The sequence below is a fragment of the Neglectibacter caecimuris genome, assembly GCF_034335015.1.
Lineage (GTDB): Bacteria > Bacillota > Clostridia > Oscillospirales > Acutalibacteraceae > Acutalibacter > Acutalibacter caecimuris_A.
In genome coordinates this window covers 102,677-119,983 of sequence record NZ_JAWXXK010000002.1, presented here as the reverse complement: position 1 = coordinate 119,983, position 17,307 = coordinate 102,677, and the positions used below count along the sequence as shown (strand labels likewise).

Below are 17,307 nucleotides of genomic sequence, written 5' to 3'. Positions count from 1 at the left end.
ATGGAGCTAGTAAATACACTGACCATGAAAAAAGAGCCCTTTGTCCCTCACGAGCCGGGAAAAGTGCGGCTGTATACCTGCGGCCCCACGGTGTACCATTTTGCCCATATCGGCAATTTGCGCTCCTACCTGATGGAGGACGTGCTGGAGAAATTTCTGCGGTACGAGGGCTATCAGGTGGATCGGGTGATGAACATCACCGATGTGGGGCATCTTTCCTCCGACGCGGACACCGGAGAGGATAAGATGCTCAAGGGCGCAAAGCGGGAGCATAAAACCGTAATGGAGATCGCGGAGTTTTACACAAACGCTTTCCGGGCGGACTGTGAAAAGCTTCACATTCGCTGGCCCGATACCGTGGTGCCCGCCACCAGCCGCATCGAGGATTTTATCGAGTTTATTTCTGTTCTGCTGCAAAAGGGCTATGCTTATCAGGCCGGTGGAAATGTGTATTTTGACACCTCCAGGCTTTCAAAATACTATGTGTTCGGCAACCAGAACGAAGAGGATCTGGCGGTAGGCGTGCGGGACAGCGTGGACGCCGATGAAAATAAGCGGAATAAAACCGATTTCGTGCTGTGGTTCACCAAATCAAAATTTGAGGATCAGGAGCTGAAATGGGAAAGCCCCTGGGGCTACGGCTACCCCGGCTGGCATATCGAGTGCTCTGCCATCAGCGTGCGGGAGCTGGGAGAGTACCTGGATATCCACTGCGGCGGCATCGACAACGCTTTCCCCCACCACACCAACGAGATCGCCCAAAGCGAGGCGTACCTGGGCCATCCCTGGTGCAAATACTGGTTCCACGTGCTGCATTTGAACGACGCCAGGGGAAAAATGAGCAAGTCCAAGGGAGAGTTCCTCACCGTTTCGCTGCTGGAGGAAAAGGGGTACGATCCCCTGTGCTACCGGCTGTTCTGCCTGCAGTCCCATTATCGCAAGCCCCTGGCTTTTTCTTTTGAAAGCCTGAAAAATGCCGCCCAGGCGTACCAAAAGCTGGCGTCCCGTGTCGCCGGGCTTTCCAAAGAGGGGGAGCCGGACCGGGAGGCGGCAAAGCCCTGGCGGGAGAAATTTTCCCAGGCGCTGGGGAACGACCTGAACACCTCCCTGGGCCTTACCGTGCTTTACGATATGCTGAAGTCAGACCTGCCCGACGCCACCAAGCGGTATTTGGTACAGGACTTCGATTCCGTGCTTTCCCTGGGTCTTTTGGAGGCGGCGGAAAAGGCCGCCGCGCCCCGGGGAGCAGAGCTTTCCCAGGAAGAGCGGGAAGAGATCGAGGCCCTGATCGCGAAGCGCGCCGAAGCCAGAAAAAGCAAAGACTGGGCCGCCGCCGACGCCATTCGCGACGAGCTTACCGCCCGCCATGTGGTCATGAAGGACACGCCGGACGGGGTGGAGTGGCACGTTAGTTGTTAGTGGTTAGCAGTTAGCTGTTAGAAAGGGCGGTGCGGCTTGGGGAATTAGCAATTAGGAATGAGCAATTATTTAAGAGCAAGGGCATAAGGGGCTGCGGATTGGAATTTGCCATATCAGCGGGTAGTTGGGAAGCTAGTTGTAGAAAGGGAACGGGCTCCAAGTTGTCATTTTGAGCTTTTTCTCTGCCACCTCAATCTCCCCCCTGTCATCCTGAGCGGAGCGAAGGATCTCGTTCTTTAGTTATTAGTCATAAGTAGTTAGTTGTTAGAAAGGGAAGGGGGGTCTGTGGTTGTTATCCCAAGCATATTTCCTGTTCCTCTGAACCTTCGTCCTGTCCTCCCGAGCTTCCTTTCCTAAATTATCCTAAGTCTCCTCCTGTCATCCTGAGCAAAGCGAAGGATCTCGTCCTTTGGCTTTTTATATGAGAAGGACGGGATTTTTTGCCGGAAAAGCGAAGCCTATTTTGCTTTTTTAGCAATGACAAAGGGAATTTGGCCTTCCACTAACAACTGACCTTTCACGGCTAACATCTGATTCGTTACAGCCATAAAAAGCGGAACCACAGAAGAGACTTTTCTCTTCCGTGGTTCCGTTTTTTATGGCTGATCGCACTTCCACACTTTATGTCGAATTGTTTTCCTGCTTTGCCTCAAATTCCAGCAAGGCCTGAAGGGCCTTTTTCCCCCGGCTGTCAAGGCTGTGATATTGCTTTAAAAGCCGCTGATCGGTCAGGGTAAAATCCACTGGCAGCTTCCGCACGGAAGAGCGCCCGAAAAGATAATCCAGGCTTACATCAAAGTAATCCGCCAAAAGCAAAAGACTTTCATAATTCAGCTGGCGCTTCCCTGTTTCATACAAGCTGTAGGCCGAGCTGGTGATATTCAGCAGGTCGGCCATTTCCTGCTGTGTTTTTCCCATTTGAAGGCGCAATTCCCGCAGCCGCTCCTGCATGCTCTCACTCCCCGCGTATGATGAAAAATAGTATACCGTGCAGGCCCAAAAAATACATGAAATCAAACAAAATGTCGATATTATCCAAGGAAATTCAAGAAAGAAGCTTGACTACATGACAAAATGTTGTATAATGAACCTTAAATTGACATTTTGTCATAAAAAGATTAGCGAAGTGGGTGGTTTTTTCAATGACGAAAACCGCCTCAAAACAATGTGGGGAGGCTATAAAAATGAATGTGCGGAATGGAAAAAAGTTTCTTTCCTTGCTGCTGGCAGTTTGCCTGTTGGTGGGCTGTTTTCCGCTTTCGGCAAATGCGGAAGAAGTTACGAACATAAAGGAATTTTGGAAGGAATATGTTACTTCTGGAAAATATCAAAGCGCTACAAATGTTATGTGGAAAGACAAGATTTTTGAATATGCATTTCTGGATATTGATGGGAATGGTTGTGAGGAATTGCTCCTTAGCACTCAGAAGGACAGTTTAGGATTTGCAAATTATCTTGTGTTTGAATATGACATGAAAACAGAAACCGTAAGAAATATTGAAATTGAAAGTCAATACGAAGATGGAAAATATAATTTAGGAGATCAATACAATAAGGTACTCCGTTATTCTCCGTTACACCACGCATTAGTTTATCAAGAACTTCGTAATGGTATGCAAATGGCAGATTGGGGCTACTGGACTATGAAAGATAAAAAGCTTGCCATCTCGTGCCGTTTGGCGTTTGATGCTACTGGAACAAAAGAGCCGGTTTATTATTTTATTGAAAACGGAAAAAGTACATACCTGACAGAAACGGAATATCAAGCATATATCATGGAAGGCACTGAGTTGATTGATTTCGCCAGAATTGGTGAACTATCCGGTGAGGCGTTCAGGTTACAGCAAGAATTCTATTTCCAAGGAAAGCATATCGCAACAATCAATTTACCGGAAAGCTGGGAAGGACATGTAGTAACAGAAAAGGATACAGGGCCTTTTCCTCAATACTTTACATCTATCAGTTTTTATTCCCGTCTCAATAAGGAAAATGAATATGGTGGCAGGCTTTTCACTATACAGGTAACTTCTGGAGATGATTGGAAAAACATGCCGCGGAGAACATGGTTGAGAAACTTTCGAATCGGCGACATCAGATATGAAGTCATTTTGTGGGGACCAACAGATATTCGTTATGACCATGATGATCCCGCATGTAGTGCAGAATATCAACTTATGGAAAGAGGAGAGAAAGAAGTAATCGATAATATAGTGTTCCATATTGGTACGGGTAACACAGAAATCTTTAACGATATTTCTGCCAGCGCCTACTATTATGATGCCGTTGCCTGGGCGGTGGAAAACGGGATCACTGTTGGAACGGACAAAACCCATTTCAGCCCAGAGCAGCGTTGTACCCGGGCGCAGATCGTTACCTTTCTCTGGCGGGATTCCGGAAGCCCTGAACCCAACAGCAGCCTTACGATCTTTTCCGATGTAAAAGCGGGCGAATATTATGAGAAAGCGGTCAAATGGGCGGTAGAGCAAGGGGTCACCAACGGCACGGGGAAAGGAAAATTCAGTCCGGAAGCAAGCTGTACCAGAGCTCAGGCGGTGACCTTCTTGTGGAGAGCAGCGGGTGAGCCGGAGCCCAGCAAGACGGTAAAAAGTTTCTCCGATGTGAAAAAAGGCTCCTATTATGAAAAAGCCGTAAAGTGGGCGGTGGAGCAGGGGATCACCGCCGGGACCGGAAACGGGAAATTCAGCCCGGAATCCGGCTGCACCAGAGCCCAGATCGTATCATTTTTGTATCGGGCTTATCAATAAAAAGGAGTGTACGGAAGTATGAAAAAGAGGTTTTTGTCAATTTTACTCGCGGTTCTTTTTGTAATTGGCGTAATGCCGGTTTCGGCGAATGCAGCCACAACGTATAATGTGTCAAGGGCGTTGGATTATGCCAGAGCGAATTGGAACACTGGAAAGGGATTATGCGCCGAATTTGTCAGCGATTGTATAAGGGCTGGAGGGTTGACTTCATATAATACAGAGTGCACCAATCTTTATAACCAGCTTAACAACGAGGTAGTGAGGGGGGCAAGAATTGCCAGTATTCAGTATTTGACTCCATCGGGTAACTACATTAAGACTGCCGATAATAAAGGAAAGGTCTCAAAGGGCGATGTTCTTTTCTGGCTTTGCCAAGGGTGTCCAACGGATTCAGTGGGTGGACCTTACCAGCACACGGCTTTAGTCAGTGATGTTTCAGGAACATATGTCAATGTTTACCAGCATAATGGAGCCCAAAATAACACGCCCGCCTATGTCGGGAATTGTTATGAATGTGGGAGAAGATACTCTCACATGGTGGTTGTTCATTTTGGTACTTCCTCTCCGGATTATATTGTCAATGTCAAAACGGATCAGTACGCTACCGTTCGGAATTCCTGGACGAAGTCTTATTTAAACATCAGCGGGAACAGTAGTGCGAACAACGCCAATGCCACTGTCAACTCCTGGACCGGCGGCAGCGGGGAGGACTTTAAATTTGTGAAAAACGGCGCGGGGTATCTGCTGGTTCCCCGCTGTGCCACGTCAAGGGCGCTCAATATTTACGGCGACGCGCCCGGAGCGGGGGCAAACGTGTGCACCTGGACCACCACTAAGCACGGCACGCAGACCTGGATCCCGGAATATGTGGAATCCATGGGCGGGTTCCTGCTGCGCTCCGCTTATAATCAGAACCTGCTGCTGACCGCTTCCGGCAGTGCCAACGGCTCCAATGTCTGTGTGCAGACCTATAACGGCAAGAAAAATCAGATTTGGACCAGTGATCTGCTTACCGTATTGCCCACAAACCTGAAAACAAATACCAAAAGCAGCTATACCCTGGGCGAAACCGTGACCATCGCCCCCACCGCCACCGGCGCGCAGCAGTACAGCGTCAGCATTTGGGACGGCGGCGCTTTCGGCGCGGGGAACAATGTTTTTCAAAAGCTGAAGTTTACCGGCTCCGTCTCCTACAAGCCCACGAAAGCTGGTACTTATAGTATCCGCATGGACGCCCACAACGGGGCGGGAAAGGCAAGCATTGACCAAAAATTCACGGTAAGCGATATCCCTTGCAGTCTTTCTTTTACGAATACAGTGTCTTCTCTCAATGTAGGGGAAACAAAAACGCTGAGGATCAATTATACAGCGGGAAGCAACATCAAAACGATACGACGGGCGATTTCTACAGGTGCTGTATCCGGTTCTTGGAGCAATACGACAAGCAAGGGTATCGCTGATTTGAATCTTACCGGACAATACGCTGGAACGGCCAATATTACCATTTCCCTTCTAGATGAAAATGAGAAAGCTATACTTTCCAAGTCCTTTAGCATCACAGTAAACCCCCTGCGGGTTTCCAGCGTGTCACTGAACAAGAGCAGCCTTAACCTGACGGTGGGGCAAAGCGAGCTGCTCAGCGCCTCGATAGCGCCCTCTAACGCCACGAACAGGTCGGTTACCTGGTCCAGCAGTAATTCCTCCGTGGTCTCGGTGAGCGGAGGCGCTGTGACCGCCAGAAATCCCGGCACCGCTGTGATCACCGCCACGGTAGACGGAAAAAGCGCCTCCTGCCAGGTGACAGTAAAGGGCGTTGAGGTTAGTCGTGTCACAGTGGATCGGGCTTCTGCCGAGCTCCGAATCGGAGATACTATTCAGTTGAACGCTTCTGTCTACCCCTCCAACGCCGCGGATCGTTCCGTTTCCTGGCGCAGCGACGACTCCTCTGTTGCTTCAGTTTCCTCTACCGGGCTTGTTACCGCGAAAGGAGAGGGTCTCGTCCGTGTGTGGGCCAGAGCAGGAGGGAAAGAAGACTATTGCTCGATTCTGGTGGTTCCGCGCGAGGTGGAGGGCCTGACCCTCAGCGCCTCCGAGTTGGAGCTTTCTCCCGGGGAAACTCAGCTGCTGTCGGCCTCCGTATACCCTTCGGACGCCTGGAACAGCACGGTCACCTGGAGCTCCAGCGCGCCGGAAATTGTACAGGTGGTAGACGGATGGCTCACAGCCCTGAAGCCCGGAAAAGCGGTTATCACTGCCAAAGCAGGGTCGTTCTCCAAAACCTGTGCGGTGACGGTTTCCGAAATAGAGGTGGAAGAGCTTCGGATTTCAGAAAGCTTTTTAGAGCTTGCCCCCGAAGAAACAAAAACCCTTTCCGTGGGGATCCTTCCGGAAAGCGCCGCTAACAGAAGCGTTTCCTGGAGCAGCAGCGACCGGGAGATCGCTGTGGTGGAAAACGGGCAGGTTACGGGAATCAGCCCCGGCTTTGTCAAGATCACCGCGGCCTGCGGGCGCCTGGAGGCTACCTGCTACGTCAGGGTACTGGGCGTGGGAGATGAGCTTCTGGACCCCACGGAGGAAAATGAATTTGTCGATGTTCCCAATGGCGCTTATTTTTCCGCCGCCGTGGATTGGGCTGTGGAAAAGGGCATTACCGCCGGAACGGATAAAAGCCATTTCCGCCCCAACCAGGTCTGCACCAGGGCCCAGGCCGTCACCTTCCTGTGGCGCGCGGCGGGCTCCCCCAAGCCCCTAAACGCCGAGGTGAGCTTTACCGATATTTCCGAAACCGAGTATTATTACGACGCCGTGATCTGGGCGGCGGAGCGCGGCATTACCGGCGGCGTGGGCGAAAATCGGTTCGCCCCCAACGACAAATGCACCAGGGCCCAGATCGTCTGCTTTATGCATCGCATGGAGGGCATGCCGGAGGTTTCCTCCGTCAGTCCCTTCCGGGACGTTCCCCCCACCATGTACTACGCCAATTCCGTGGCCTGGGCTGTGGAAAACGGCATCACCGCAGGCACCAGCGCCACCACCTTCAGCCCCCACAACGATTGCAGCCGCGGCCAGATCGTGTCCTTCCTCTACCGCTTTCTGGGGTAAGGCGGGGCTGAATACAGAATAAAGAAAAAGAGCAAGCCAGCCCGCAATTCGTGCGGGCTGGCTTTGTGGGAAAGGATGGGGTTTGGTATGAAAAAGTTTTTCAGCGTTTTACTTGCCATGCTGGTGGCACTGACCGCAGTCCCGCAGGGAGTAATTTCCGCCGAAGCGGCAACCGGATGGTTGACTGTGCCTGGTATCGAGGAAGGGGAAATCGTGTTTGACAGCGGCACGGGAACAATCACGAGTTGTACCCTTGAGGTGACATCTGCAAATATCCCCAGTACAATCAATGGGGTGAAAGTGACGAGCATAGGGGCATCTGCGTTTTTTGGTTGCAGTAGCCTGACCAGCGTTACGATTCCAGACAGTGTGACGAGCATAGGGAATTTGGCGTTTTATCGTTGTAGTAGCCTGGTCGACATTACGATCCCCAACAGCGTGACCAGCATAGTAGATGCGGCGTTTCATGGTTGCAGCAGCCTGACCAGCGTTACGATCCCCGACAGCGTGACGAGCATAAGGGGTGGTGTATTTGCAGATTGTAGTGGCCTGGCCAGTGTTACGATCCCCAACAGTGTAACCAGTATCGGAGATTTGGCGTTTCATGGTTGCAGCAGCTTGAAAACCGTTTATTACGGCGGCAGTGAGGACCAGTGGGAAAATATAAATATCTCCGATGGCAACAATGAGTTGATAGACGCCGATATCCGCTATAACAGTGACGTATCCGGCGAAAAAGGCAGCAAATGCGGCGATAACCTGACCTGGACCTATGCCAACGGCAATCTGGAGATCAGAGGGACCGGAAATATGTATGACTTTGATGAAGCCCATTTGCCGCCCTGGGCAAATATTGCCGGTGAAATCAAGAGCATCTTTATATGGGGAGATACGGCCAATATTGGGAAGAACGCGTTTCAGGGGTGCGTTAACGCGACATATACCGCCATTCACAGCAGCGTAACAAGAATCGGCGAGGGCGCCTACGGAGCGTGTGAAAAGCTGCGGAATGTCCACTACAGTGGGACGGAGGCTAATTGGGGCAATGTACAAATTGGCGTCAACAATGAACCGCTGATGACCGCGAGTCGTCTATGTTCTGGAACAGATCCATGGAAACCGGGCCCCGGCGATAAGCCTGATAAGCCCGGTACAGACGTCAGTTCCTTTAACAAAACCCTGTATCATTCCGACTGGCTGGCAAAGGAAGGCCAGATTATGCCGAGAAATTGCGGCTATTTGAAAAACCGCCAAACTCCCAGCGGTATTCTGGTTGAACTGCTGAAGGGAAGCGCAATGGATAACGCGACCGGCCTGTGGAAGGATTTGTCCGCAGTTTTTGACATGATAGAAGATATCGGAACCGTACACAAGCTGGTGATTGAAGAAAAGGATATGTACTCGGCAATTATTCTTGCCGCTATGGAAGCTGGCGCTGATTACGATCTGATTTCCTCTGAAGCTGAGGACGCGCTGAAATTCTTTAAGGAGGCCATTTCAGACTATAAGGCCGTGATTACGGCTGATAAGGGCTGGTCGCCGGGAACAAATGACGCGGAGTTCTTAAAGTATATTCAAAAGAACCCGAACGGCACTCAGGAATATATCTCCCAATGGTTCAAAAAGAACCATCCCGGCCTTACTCAATATGGGGACGTGTTCAAGAATTTTTCCACCGTATTAAAAGGAATCAATTCTATTGAGAGTTATGTAAAGACCCTGACCTCATATGCCATTCTTTCTCAAACAACGGAATCGATGGAAGAGGTTTTGAGAAGCGCGTTGAATGTCAGCCGCCAAACCCATGGCGGTTTACACCCTCTTACAATGGCTTTTTCCGAAACTTTAGGAATTATTTCCAAAAGCAAGGAAAATCTCATAAAAGCGGTAACGATGAAGGAAGTCACCGTCATTGGCGAGGGAATGGCAAGATATCTTATTAAAGAATTGTTTTGGAACGAGGTGAAAAACGAGCTGTATACCGCAATGCCAGGCGTTGCTGTCCTGCAGGCGGGGTATAAGGTGGGAAAAACCATCTCAAACGCTTTGTGCAACACAGACGATACGATTGAGGCTTATCTGAAAATGAAAGCTACTTTAGAGGTTGACCAGGTGATCGCTTCCGTTTACGAAGACATGAAAGCGAACGCTCAAAGCAGCCATACCATTGAAAACGCGGAAAAGCATTTAAGCGCCATGACCCTGGTTTTTAAGATACTGGATACCGACTGTGAAAACGCCTATTCTTACGTAGATAAGCTGGACTCCGCCGTGCTGAGCAAGGTGGAACAGGCTTTTGGGAAAAAAGGATATGCAGAACTGAAAAAATCGATAAAGTCTATTCAGAACAGCTATTCAGTTGATCACATTATGGCTTTGAAAGGCTGGGTTGATTGGCTGGAAGAGGATTATCCCAATTCAGGCTTATATGAATACTATAACGGTATCTATTACGGAGGGACAAGAGCAATTTCAAAATCAATGGTGGTAGCTTGTCCCGTAAACGTATATGTGAAAGATTCCGACGGGAATATTGTAGCGTATGTGGAGAGCGACGAGGTAGCCTGCTATGCGGAGGATGTAATGATTGGAAAAATCGGAGAGGAAAAAATCATTCATTTCTATGGGACTGCCGACTATACGATTGACTGTGTGGGATATGATTCCGGAACGATGAGTGTTTACACAGAGGACTCCGGTAATGGCTCCGATAAAGCAAAAATCGCCAATTACTATGATTTACTGGTGAGTGAGGAAATTACTTATACTGCCTCTGTAAGCAGCTCTGCTTCAGGAGAGCACTGCGTTCTGAAGGACGCTGCGAACAACGAAATCCTCACCGCTGATTTTGACAATTCAAAAAATGAAAACGCATATCCCCTGAAGATGCTATCCGGCACATTTTCGCGGGAAAGTGGAATTCATACAGAAGCCTCCGTGGTGAAGGGTGAAAAAATTGATATTTCCGCCTTTGTCCCGGAGGGGTATGAATTTATTCGCTGGGAAGTAACGGAGGGAAACTGTGTTATCAAGGAGCCTACAGCACGGTGCACATCACTGATCATGCCCGGCGAAAGGATTACAGTCATGGCGGTTATGAAAGAGCCGAAAAAAGAAAAAATCAGCATAACCGGGGTGTCTGCTGCGTCTGAGTTGGTCTATAGGAATGCTCCCCACCTGGGCTACACCGGTACGCCGACCAGCGCCTATACGGGAGACTATGAAACTCACTATTCCGGCAGGAACAGCACGGTTTATGACAGTGCCAATGCTCCTGTGAACGCTGGCGACTATACTGTGACCATTAAAATTCCGGACAGCAGTACGGAATATACCGGAAGCGTCACATTGGATTTCACAATCTCAAAGGCTCCTCAAGCAGCGCCCGGCGCGCCGGAGTTATCCAAGAAGACTGCCGACAGCGTTACCCTAAAGGCCATTTCCTCAAGCGGTAACGGCACGGCAGCACAATACAGCGGAGATGGCGGAGTTACCTGGCAGAACAGCTCGTTTTTCAGCGGCCTTTCTGCGGCGACAGAGTATCACTTTGCGGCCCGGTATGCCGGTACGGGGAATTATGAGGATTCCCCTATCGGCGAAGTCTTATCAGTCGTCACTGACACAGAAGCTACGGGCACGCCACCTGATGTTTCCCCTGCTCCCGATGATCCCGGAATAGAGCTTCCGCCCTCCGACGTCCCCGAAGACTGGGAAAATCCCTACACCGATGTATCAAAAAGCGACTGGTACTATGACGCTGTGGGGTATGTGACGGTTCGCTCTTTGATGAACGGCCATGGAAACGGAAAATTCGGGCCGAATGAGAAGATCAGCCGGGGGCAGTTCGCCCAGATCATTTATAACAGAGAGGGCAGGCCGGAAGCTGTGGAAAGCGGCGGGTTCAGTGATGTTCCGAAGGGCCAATGGTATTATGACGCCGTGACCTGGGCCGCAGGCAGCGGGGTGGTCAGCGGCTACGGAAACGGGAAATACGGCCCCAATGATCCGATCACCCGGGAGCAGCTGGCGGTGATGCTCTGGCGCTATGCCGGGAAACCGGAAAGCTCCGGCAGCCTGGAAGACTTTGCAGACAGGGAAAGGGCCGAGGACTATGCCGTGCAGGCGCTGCAATGGGCTGTGGAAAAGGGCATTATGAGCGGCAAGGGAAACGGCATTCTGGATCCCGGCGGCAGGGCCACCCGAGGAGAGGCCGCCCAAATGGTCAGACAGTTCTGCAAGGCGCTGGACGAAGAGAAGGCTGAGGAAACGTAACAGTGGTAAACCTGTAGAAAAATAAAGTGAACCTTGCTTTCCTGATGAAGAAGCTCGCTCTCTAGTTGTTAGTTGTGAGTAGTTAGTCGTTAGAAAGGTCAAGGACGAGATTCTTCGCCTGCGGTTCAGAATGACAGTGGGGAACTGTTTGATAAATTGAAATTTGGCGTGTTAGTTGTTAGCTGTTAGTAGTTAGTTATTTAGAAAGGGAAAAGGCCTTTCCTTGTCATTCTGAACGAAGTGAAGAATCTCGCCCTTTGCCCTTTTATTCAGGCACTAAGGGCGAGATCCTTCGTCACTTTGTTCCTCAGGATGACAAAGGAGGGGGCTTGTTCTTCTCTAACAACTAACAGCTAACGACTAGTTCGCTAAACTACAATTTAGCGGTGTCCCTGCGGTCGGGTCAGAAATCATTTTCCTGCACCAAGTAGGGGCACGAGTGGCCGCGGCGCCTCGCCGCTAAACCATCATTTATCACTCTATATCCAGCCCTTTCTTGATTGCGCTGCTACGCAGCGCCACCACCGTCTAGCATCTAGTATCTAGTATCCAGCATCTAAAAAACGCCCTTCTCTAACAACTAACAACTGTTTCCCTTGACAGCAAAAGAAAAAGGGCATACACTTTTCTAAAGGCGACACCGCGTGGTTTACGGCTATCGCGTTAAACAAAGAAAAGAGGGCCATTTTATGGAAATTTGCGGGAAAAGGGAATTTGAGCTGCTGAAGAAAATCGGGTTTACCCGGGTGGCCGGGTCTGCGGAGGAGCTGAAGGCGGCGGAGATTTTGCGGGCGGAGTGCGAAGCCATTGGCGTACAGGCGGAGATCGAGCCTTTTCAGATTGAGGACGCGGACATCGAAACGGCGGCCTTTGAGATTTTGGAGCCCTTTCATCAGGAATATCAGGTTACGGGCTTCAAATGTGCTCAGAATACTCCGGAGGGCGGCCTGACCGCGGATTTTCTCTATGTGGAAAACGGGCTGGACGTGAATCTCATAGATGCCGCCGGGAAGATCGTACTGGTCAACGGCTATCTGCGGGTGCCGGTGTTCCGCAAGCTTTTGAAGGCAGGCGCGGCGGCCATTGTCACCATGGAGGGTGAGCTGCGGGATAAGCCGGAGGAAACCGACCTTTCCACTCGTGCGCTGCGTAAGACCCTGCGGGCCTTTGGCAACGTGCCCATGGTGAACCTGCGGGTGGCGGACGCCATGGACATGGTGCGCAAAGGGGCCTGTAAGGCAAAACTTACCCTGAAAAACACGGTGGTGGAGCGCATCTCTCACAATGTGGTCTGCACCCTGCCCGGCACGGAAAAGCCCGAGGAGATCATTTCCTTCGGCGCCCATTACGATTCCGTGCCCTTTTCTACCGGCGTGTACGACAACGGCGCGGGATCTGTCATCAACATGGAGCTTCTGCGGTACTTCAAGGAGAATCCGCCCTGCCGAACCTTAAAATTCATGTGGTACGGCTCGGAGGAGATCGGCCTGGAGGGCAGCAAGGCCTATGTTCGTGACCACAAGGACGAGCTTTCCCGGCATGTGTTGATGATCAATGTGGATGTGGGCGGCCCGATCCTGGGCGTGGAGGAGCTGGGTGTGACCGGCGAGGAAAGCCTTGTTTCCTTTGCGGACTATCTGATGAAGATCGGCGGCTACCCGGTGCAGGTAAAGCAGACCATCTATTCCAGCGATTCCATTCCCTTTGCGGATAACGGCATTCCGGCGGTGAATTTTGACCGGGCAGGCGCTCACGGCGCCGCCTATATCCACAACCGGTATGACACCCTGGATTTCCTTTCTGCGGAGATGCTGGAGAAAACCACCGCCCACGTGCTGGAGTTTTCAAAAACAATGGCAAACGCCAGAGTGTTCCCGGTGGAGAAAAAGATGCCCCAGAACATGGTGGAGGAGATCGACAAGTACCTCTACAAAAAGGAGCTTCAGGAGGCGGAGGAAGAAAAGGCACAGAAAAACGCTTGACTTTTCTCCGGGGTTCTGCTAGGATAAAAGCGATTTCGAGAAGAAAGGGAGTAGAAGATGAGACTGTAAGCCTATGAAAAACCCAGAATAGAACTACGGTTTCGGGCAGATTGTGCCCGCGGCCTTTCTTTGCTGTTGGTTTCATGGCTTACGGATATGTCTTTTCAGAGAGCTTCGGGAATTTTTCCCGGGGGCTCCTCCTGTGTGATGTAAAGTGGGCCTGTTTCCGGCGGCGTCGGGAACAGGCCTTTTTGCATAGGAGGGATTTTTATGCTGCAATTACAGAATATAAGCATTTCCATGAGGAAGGACCTGCGGGAGCTTCTTCGGGACTTTACCTTTTCCCTAAACCCCGGGGATAAGGCGGCGGTGATCGGCGAGGAGGGCAACGGAAAATCCACCTTGCTGAAGCTGATCTATGACGAGAACATGGTGGAGGGGTACGTGGAGTGGAGCGGAACAGTCCGAAAAAACGGTCTTGTACTGGGCTATCTTGCCCAGGAGCTTCCGGCAGAGGACAAATGGAAAACAGCCTATGAATTCTGCTGTGAAGAGTCCTCTTTTTTGGATAGTACCCCAAAGGAACTGGCGGACGCGGCAGCGGAGCTGCGGTTTTCCCAGGAGCTTTTCTACTCGGACCGGACCATGGGCGCACTCTCCGGCGGGGAAAAGGTAAAGCTGCGTATGGCCCTTCTCACTCTGCGCCGCCCGGACTGCTACCTTTTGGACGAACCCTCCAACGACCTGGATATCGAAACCCTGGAATGGCTGGAGGAATTTATCCGCGGCTGTCCCCAGCCTGTTTTGTATATTTCCCACGACGAAATGCTCCTGGAAAACACGGCCAATGTGATCCTTCACATGGAACAGCTGCGGAGAAAGACTCTGCCCCGGTGGACGGTGGCGAGAATGGGGTATCGCCGCTATGTGGAGGAGAGGCTCCAAAGCTTTTCCCATCAGGAGCAGGTGGCCAGGAAGGAACGGGAAGAGGAGAAAAAACAGCAGGAAAGGTTTCAAAAGATCCAGCAGAAGGTGGAGCACCAGCTGAATTCCATTTCCCGGGGCGATCCCCATGGGGGAAGACTTCTGAAAAAGAAAATGAAGTCCGTAAAGGCCATGGAGCACCGGTTTGATCGGGAGCACCAGGCCATGACGGAGCTTCCCGATACGGAGGAAGCGATCCTGGTGGGCTTCGGAGAAAATACCGGGATCCCGGCAGGCAAAACCGTGCTGGATCTTTCCCTTCCCAGGCTGACGGCGGGAGAAGGAGAAGAGGAAAAGCTTTTGGCGGAAAACCTTCGCCTTTCTGTCCGGGGGCCGGAGCATATCTGCATCATCGGGAAAAACGGAGCGGGAAAAACCACCCTGCTGCGCAGGCTGGCTCGGGAGCTTCTGCCCAGAACAGACCTGCGGGTCTCCTACATGCCTCAGGATTATGAGGAAACCGTGGAGCAGGAGCAGACCCCGGTGGAATTTCTGGCAAGCTCCTCGGAAAAGGCGGAGCTGACCCGGGTAAAAACCTATCTTGGCAGCATGAAATATACCCCCGAAGAAAGCGAACACAGTATTCGGGAGCTTTCCGGCGGACAGAAGGCAAAGCTGTTCTTCCTGAAAATGATCCTGAGCGGCAGCAACGTGCTGCTGTTAGACGAGCCCACCCGAAATTTCAGCCCCCTTTCCGGCCCGGTGATCCGGGGGATCCTGCGGGAGTTCAAGGGCTGCATCATCAGTGTGTCTCACGATAGAAAGTATATCGAAGAGGTCTGTGAAACCCTGTATGAATTAACAGAAAAAGGGTTGGAAGAAAAATCATAAGCTATCAAAAAAGGGCCGCCGGATAACGGTGGCTCTTTTTTATTTATCTTGCTGTTTTTGAATTGCGTCTTCTATTGCTTGAATCAATTCGTGAGGCGGGACGTCCAGAGCTTGCGAAATTTTGAAAAGTGTATCAATGGTAGGACTGCGTAATCCCCGCTCAATTTTACTATAATGTGTTCGATCCAGACCTGCCAGACCACTGAGTACCTCTTGAGATTTTCTTCTGTTTTTACGAAACCTGCGAATAACCTGACCAACCAATTCTGCGCTTACCATGGTGCCACACCTTTCCCGATAAAGCGATAAGAAATCGAAAAACACGACGAGGTCACTTGACCTCATTATAGAAGTGTGGTATATTGTTTTTGAGGTCAATCGACCTCAAAAGATTGAAGGAGGGAAAATTGTGGATTACATGACAGTGAAAGAAGCTTCAGCGCTTTGGGGATATGCTCCAAGCACAATCAGAACATGGTGTAAAAACGAAAAAATCAGTGTGCTGCTTAAGCCGGTAAAGGTTTCCAATGAGTGGCGAATACCGGCTGAAGCGTCTTGTCCGAAAGCTCTTAAAAAGAAAACGGGGGTATAAATTATGCAAAAAAGCAAATTTTGGCCACTTGTTCTGGCTGTATCGCTCCTATTGACTTTGTGTGCTTGTGGAAAAAGTGAAGAAGTTAAATCGGTGGAAAAACTTATAGCTGGAATTGGCGAAGTGACATTTGAAAGTGAAATCAAAATTACGGAAGCCGAAAATGCCTATAATAATCTTATAGAGGAAGACCAGCAGAAGGTCGAAAACTACAATATATTACTCTCTGCTAAAGAACAGTATAAAAACCTGGGAATTAAGTTAACACGAGATAACTACGAGAAGTATCTAGCGGTTGATTTTAATTTAGAATATGGAGGGAAAATTGATGCCGCAAAAGTAATGGGGTATAATATTCAATCTGGTAATTACGTATATACCGAAATTGAATTGAATGCGAGAGTAAGCGGAAAATCTCCAAATTACGATTATAATGATGTTACAGTCACAGTGAGCATACAAGGAGATTATTTGCCTTTCACATATGAAATTTATAAAAAGTTGAATTCAGGAGCAATGTCCTTGGAGGAATACGCAGCAGATTATAAGACAGATGTCAACAAAACACTTATACTGCAAACGGACATTTTAGGAGTTGGAGAAGCACAGGATAAGATCATACTCAACGAGGATATGTGGACTTTAGACAAAGGCTTGTCTCTTGAGTTTGAAGTAGTCGATGTTTCCGGAACGATGACAACAATTAGATAACCGCTTATTATGAGGCGGCAGTTGAGCCCTCATGGTATTGCCTAATGAAAGCAAGTTTAAGCAACTTGAGATTATTGTGAGCAAAAATTACTCCCTTTTTATATTTGATAGGAGGAAGTTATTATGAAAGCTTCAAAATTCTTTTCTGCTATTTTTTCCGTTATTGGAATATTTACCGGATTTTTGTCAACTATCTTTGGAATAGTGGCTTTAACAATGTCACCGGGGTATGCAGAATCCGCTAAAGCATACGGCGGAGACGCATACACGGGTATACAAAATGCAGCAGCACAATCAGCCACTAATATTCGGTATTTAGCTGAAATCGTAAAATTTGGAGTCGGCACGTTTTTGATTGTGTTTGGTATAGTAGCTCTATGCTATTTCGGGCTGAAAATCAGCAATTTCAAAAAAGAAGTGAATGAGCCGACACACCTTCAAACTAATTTTCCAGGAAATGGGCAGACAGACCTCCAAATTGGCCTTCCGGAACCAGCTGTTTTTCATGATTCTTTGGAATAATATTGGAAAGTTGAGGGAATAAGCTCAGGCATAGTTACTTGAGAGCGAAAAATCCAAAAACAAATGTTCGTAAAATTTTCGGAAAAGCATTGCATTTCCGAAAATTTTTCTTTATAATGAAATAAAG

Annotated in this window: 11 protein-coding genes; 9 read left to right on the top strand and 2 right to left on the bottom strand. The window is 49.8% G+C overall.

Annotated elements, in window-relative coordinates:
• Window positions 1-1,419, top strand: a complete 1,419-nt coding sequence (gene cysS, locus U8T64_RS02620; protein ID WP_322180673.1) for a cysteine--tRNA ligase — start codon at window positions 1-3, stop codon at window positions 1,417-1,419.
• A gap of 621 nt (window positions 1,420-2,040) precedes the next feature.
• On the opposite strand, the gene U8T64_RS02615 is transcribed toward cysS, so the two are convergent.
• Window positions 2,041-2,370, bottom strand: a complete 330-nt coding sequence (locus U8T64_RS02615; RefSeq protein ID WP_322180671.1) for a helix-turn-helix domain-containing protein — start codon at window positions 2,368-2,370, stop codon at window positions 2,041-2,043.
• A gap of 191 nt (window positions 2,371-2,561) precedes the next feature.
• Between U8T64_RS02615 and U8T64_RS02610 the strand changes: the two genes are divergently transcribed.
• The 5 genes from U8T64_RS02610 (at window position 2,562) to U8T64_RS02590 (ending at window position 15,355) form a co-directional block, all read left to right on the top strand.
• Window positions 2,562-4,184, top strand: a complete 1,623-nt coding sequence (locus U8T64_RS02610) for an S-layer homology domain-containing protein (protein WP_322180669.1) — start codon at window positions 2,562-2,564, stop codon at window positions 4,182-4,184.
• 534 nt (window positions 4,185-4,718) lie between these two features.
• Window positions 4,719-7,286 (top strand): Ig-like domain-containing protein, encoded by a 2,568-nt coding sequence (locus tag U8T64_RS02605; RefSeq protein ID WP_322180667.1) that lies wholly within the window; start codon window positions 4,719-4,721, stop codon window positions 7,284-7,286.
• An 87-nt stretch (window positions 7,287-7,373) separates the two neighbouring features.
• A complete protein-coding gene (locus U8T64_RS02600) occupies window positions 7,374-11,558 on the top strand; it encodes a leucine-rich repeat protein (RefSeq protein ID WP_322180665.1) in 4,185 nt (1,394 codons plus the stop codon).
• Window positions 11,559-12,247: 689 nt separating this feature from the next.
• Entirely contained in the window at window positions 12,248-13,540 is a 1,293-nt protein-coding gene (locus U8T64_RS02595) for a M28 family metallopeptidase (protein WP_322180663.1), read from the top strand.
• 270 nt (window positions 13,541-13,810) lie between these two features.
• Entirely contained in the window at window positions 13,811-15,355 is a 1,545-nt protein-coding gene (locus tag U8T64_RS02590) for an ATP-binding cassette domain-containing protein (protein ID WP_322180661.1), read from the top strand.
• Between the two features lie 39 nt (window positions 15,356-15,394).
• Here U8T64_RS02590 and U8T64_RS02585 read toward each other — a convergent pair whose 3' ends face one another.
• On the bottom strand, window positions 15,395-15,634 hold the full coding sequence (locus tag U8T64_RS02585; RefSeq protein ID WP_322180659.1) for a helix-turn-helix domain-containing protein: 240 nt from the start codon (window positions 15,632-15,634) through the stop codon (window positions 15,395-15,397).
• Window positions 15,635-15,764: 130 nt separating this feature from the next.
• Between U8T64_RS02585 and U8T64_RS02580 the strand changes: the two genes are divergently transcribed.
• From U8T64_RS02580 to U8T64_RS02570, 3 genes are all read left to right on the top strand, one after another.
• On the top strand, window positions 15,765-15,947 hold the full coding sequence (locus tag U8T64_RS02580; protein ID WP_496196605.1) for a helix-turn-helix domain-containing protein: 183 nt from the start codon (window positions 15,765-15,767) through the stop codon (window positions 15,945-15,947).
• A gap of 3 nt (window positions 15,948-15,950) precedes the next feature.
• A complete protein-coding gene (locus tag U8T64_RS02575) occupies window positions 15,951-16,658 on the top strand; it encodes a hypothetical protein (protein WP_322180658.1) in 708 nt (235 codons plus the stop codon).
• Between the two features lie 123 nt (window positions 16,659-16,781).
• Entirely contained in the window at window positions 16,782-17,180 is a 399-nt protein-coding gene (locus U8T64_RS02570) for a hypothetical protein (RefSeq protein ID WP_322180657.1), read from the top strand.
• Window positions 17,181-17,307 lie beyond the last annotated feature (127 nt).

Bases quoted from the DNA above. Each gene is read 5' to 3' on its own strand.
- cysS (WP_322180673.1), top strand. From the start codon at position 1: ATGGAGCTAGTAAATACACTGACCATGAAAAAAGAGCCCTTTGTCCCT.
- U8T64_RS02615 (WP_322180671.1), bottom strand. From the start codon at position 2,370: ATGCAGGAGCGGCTGCGGGAATTGCGCCTTCAAATGGGAAAAACACAG.
- U8T64_RS02610 (WP_322180669.1), top strand. From the start codon at position 2,562: ATGACGAAAACCGCCTCAAAACAATGTGGGGAGGCTATAAAAATGAAT.
- U8T64_RS02605 (WP_322180667.1), top strand. From the start codon at position 4,719: ATGGTGGTTGTTCATTTTGGTACTTCCTCTCCGGATTATATTGTCAAT.
- U8T64_RS02600 (WP_322180665.1), top strand. From the start codon at position 7,374: ATGAAAAAGTTTTTCAGCGTTTTACTTGCCATGCTGGTGGCACTGACC.
- U8T64_RS02595 (WP_322180663.1), top strand. From the start codon at position 12,248: ATGGAAATTTGCGGGAAAAGGGAATTTGAGCTGCTGAAGAAAATCGGG.
- U8T64_RS02590 (WP_322180661.1), top strand. From the start codon at position 13,811: ATGCTGCAATTACAGAATATAAGCATTTCCATGAGGAAGGACCTGCGG.
- U8T64_RS02585 (WP_322180659.1), bottom strand. From the start codon at position 15,634: ATGGTAAGCGCAGAATTGGTTGGTCAGGTTATTCGCAGGTTTCGTAAA.
- U8T64_RS02575 (WP_322180658.1), top strand. From the start codon at position 15,951: ATGCAAAAAAGCAAATTTTGGCCACTTGTTCTGGCTGTATCGCTCCTA.
- U8T64_RS02570 (WP_322180657.1), top strand. From the start codon at position 16,782: ATGAAAGCTTCAAAATTCTTTTCTGCTATTTTTTCCGTTATTGGAATA.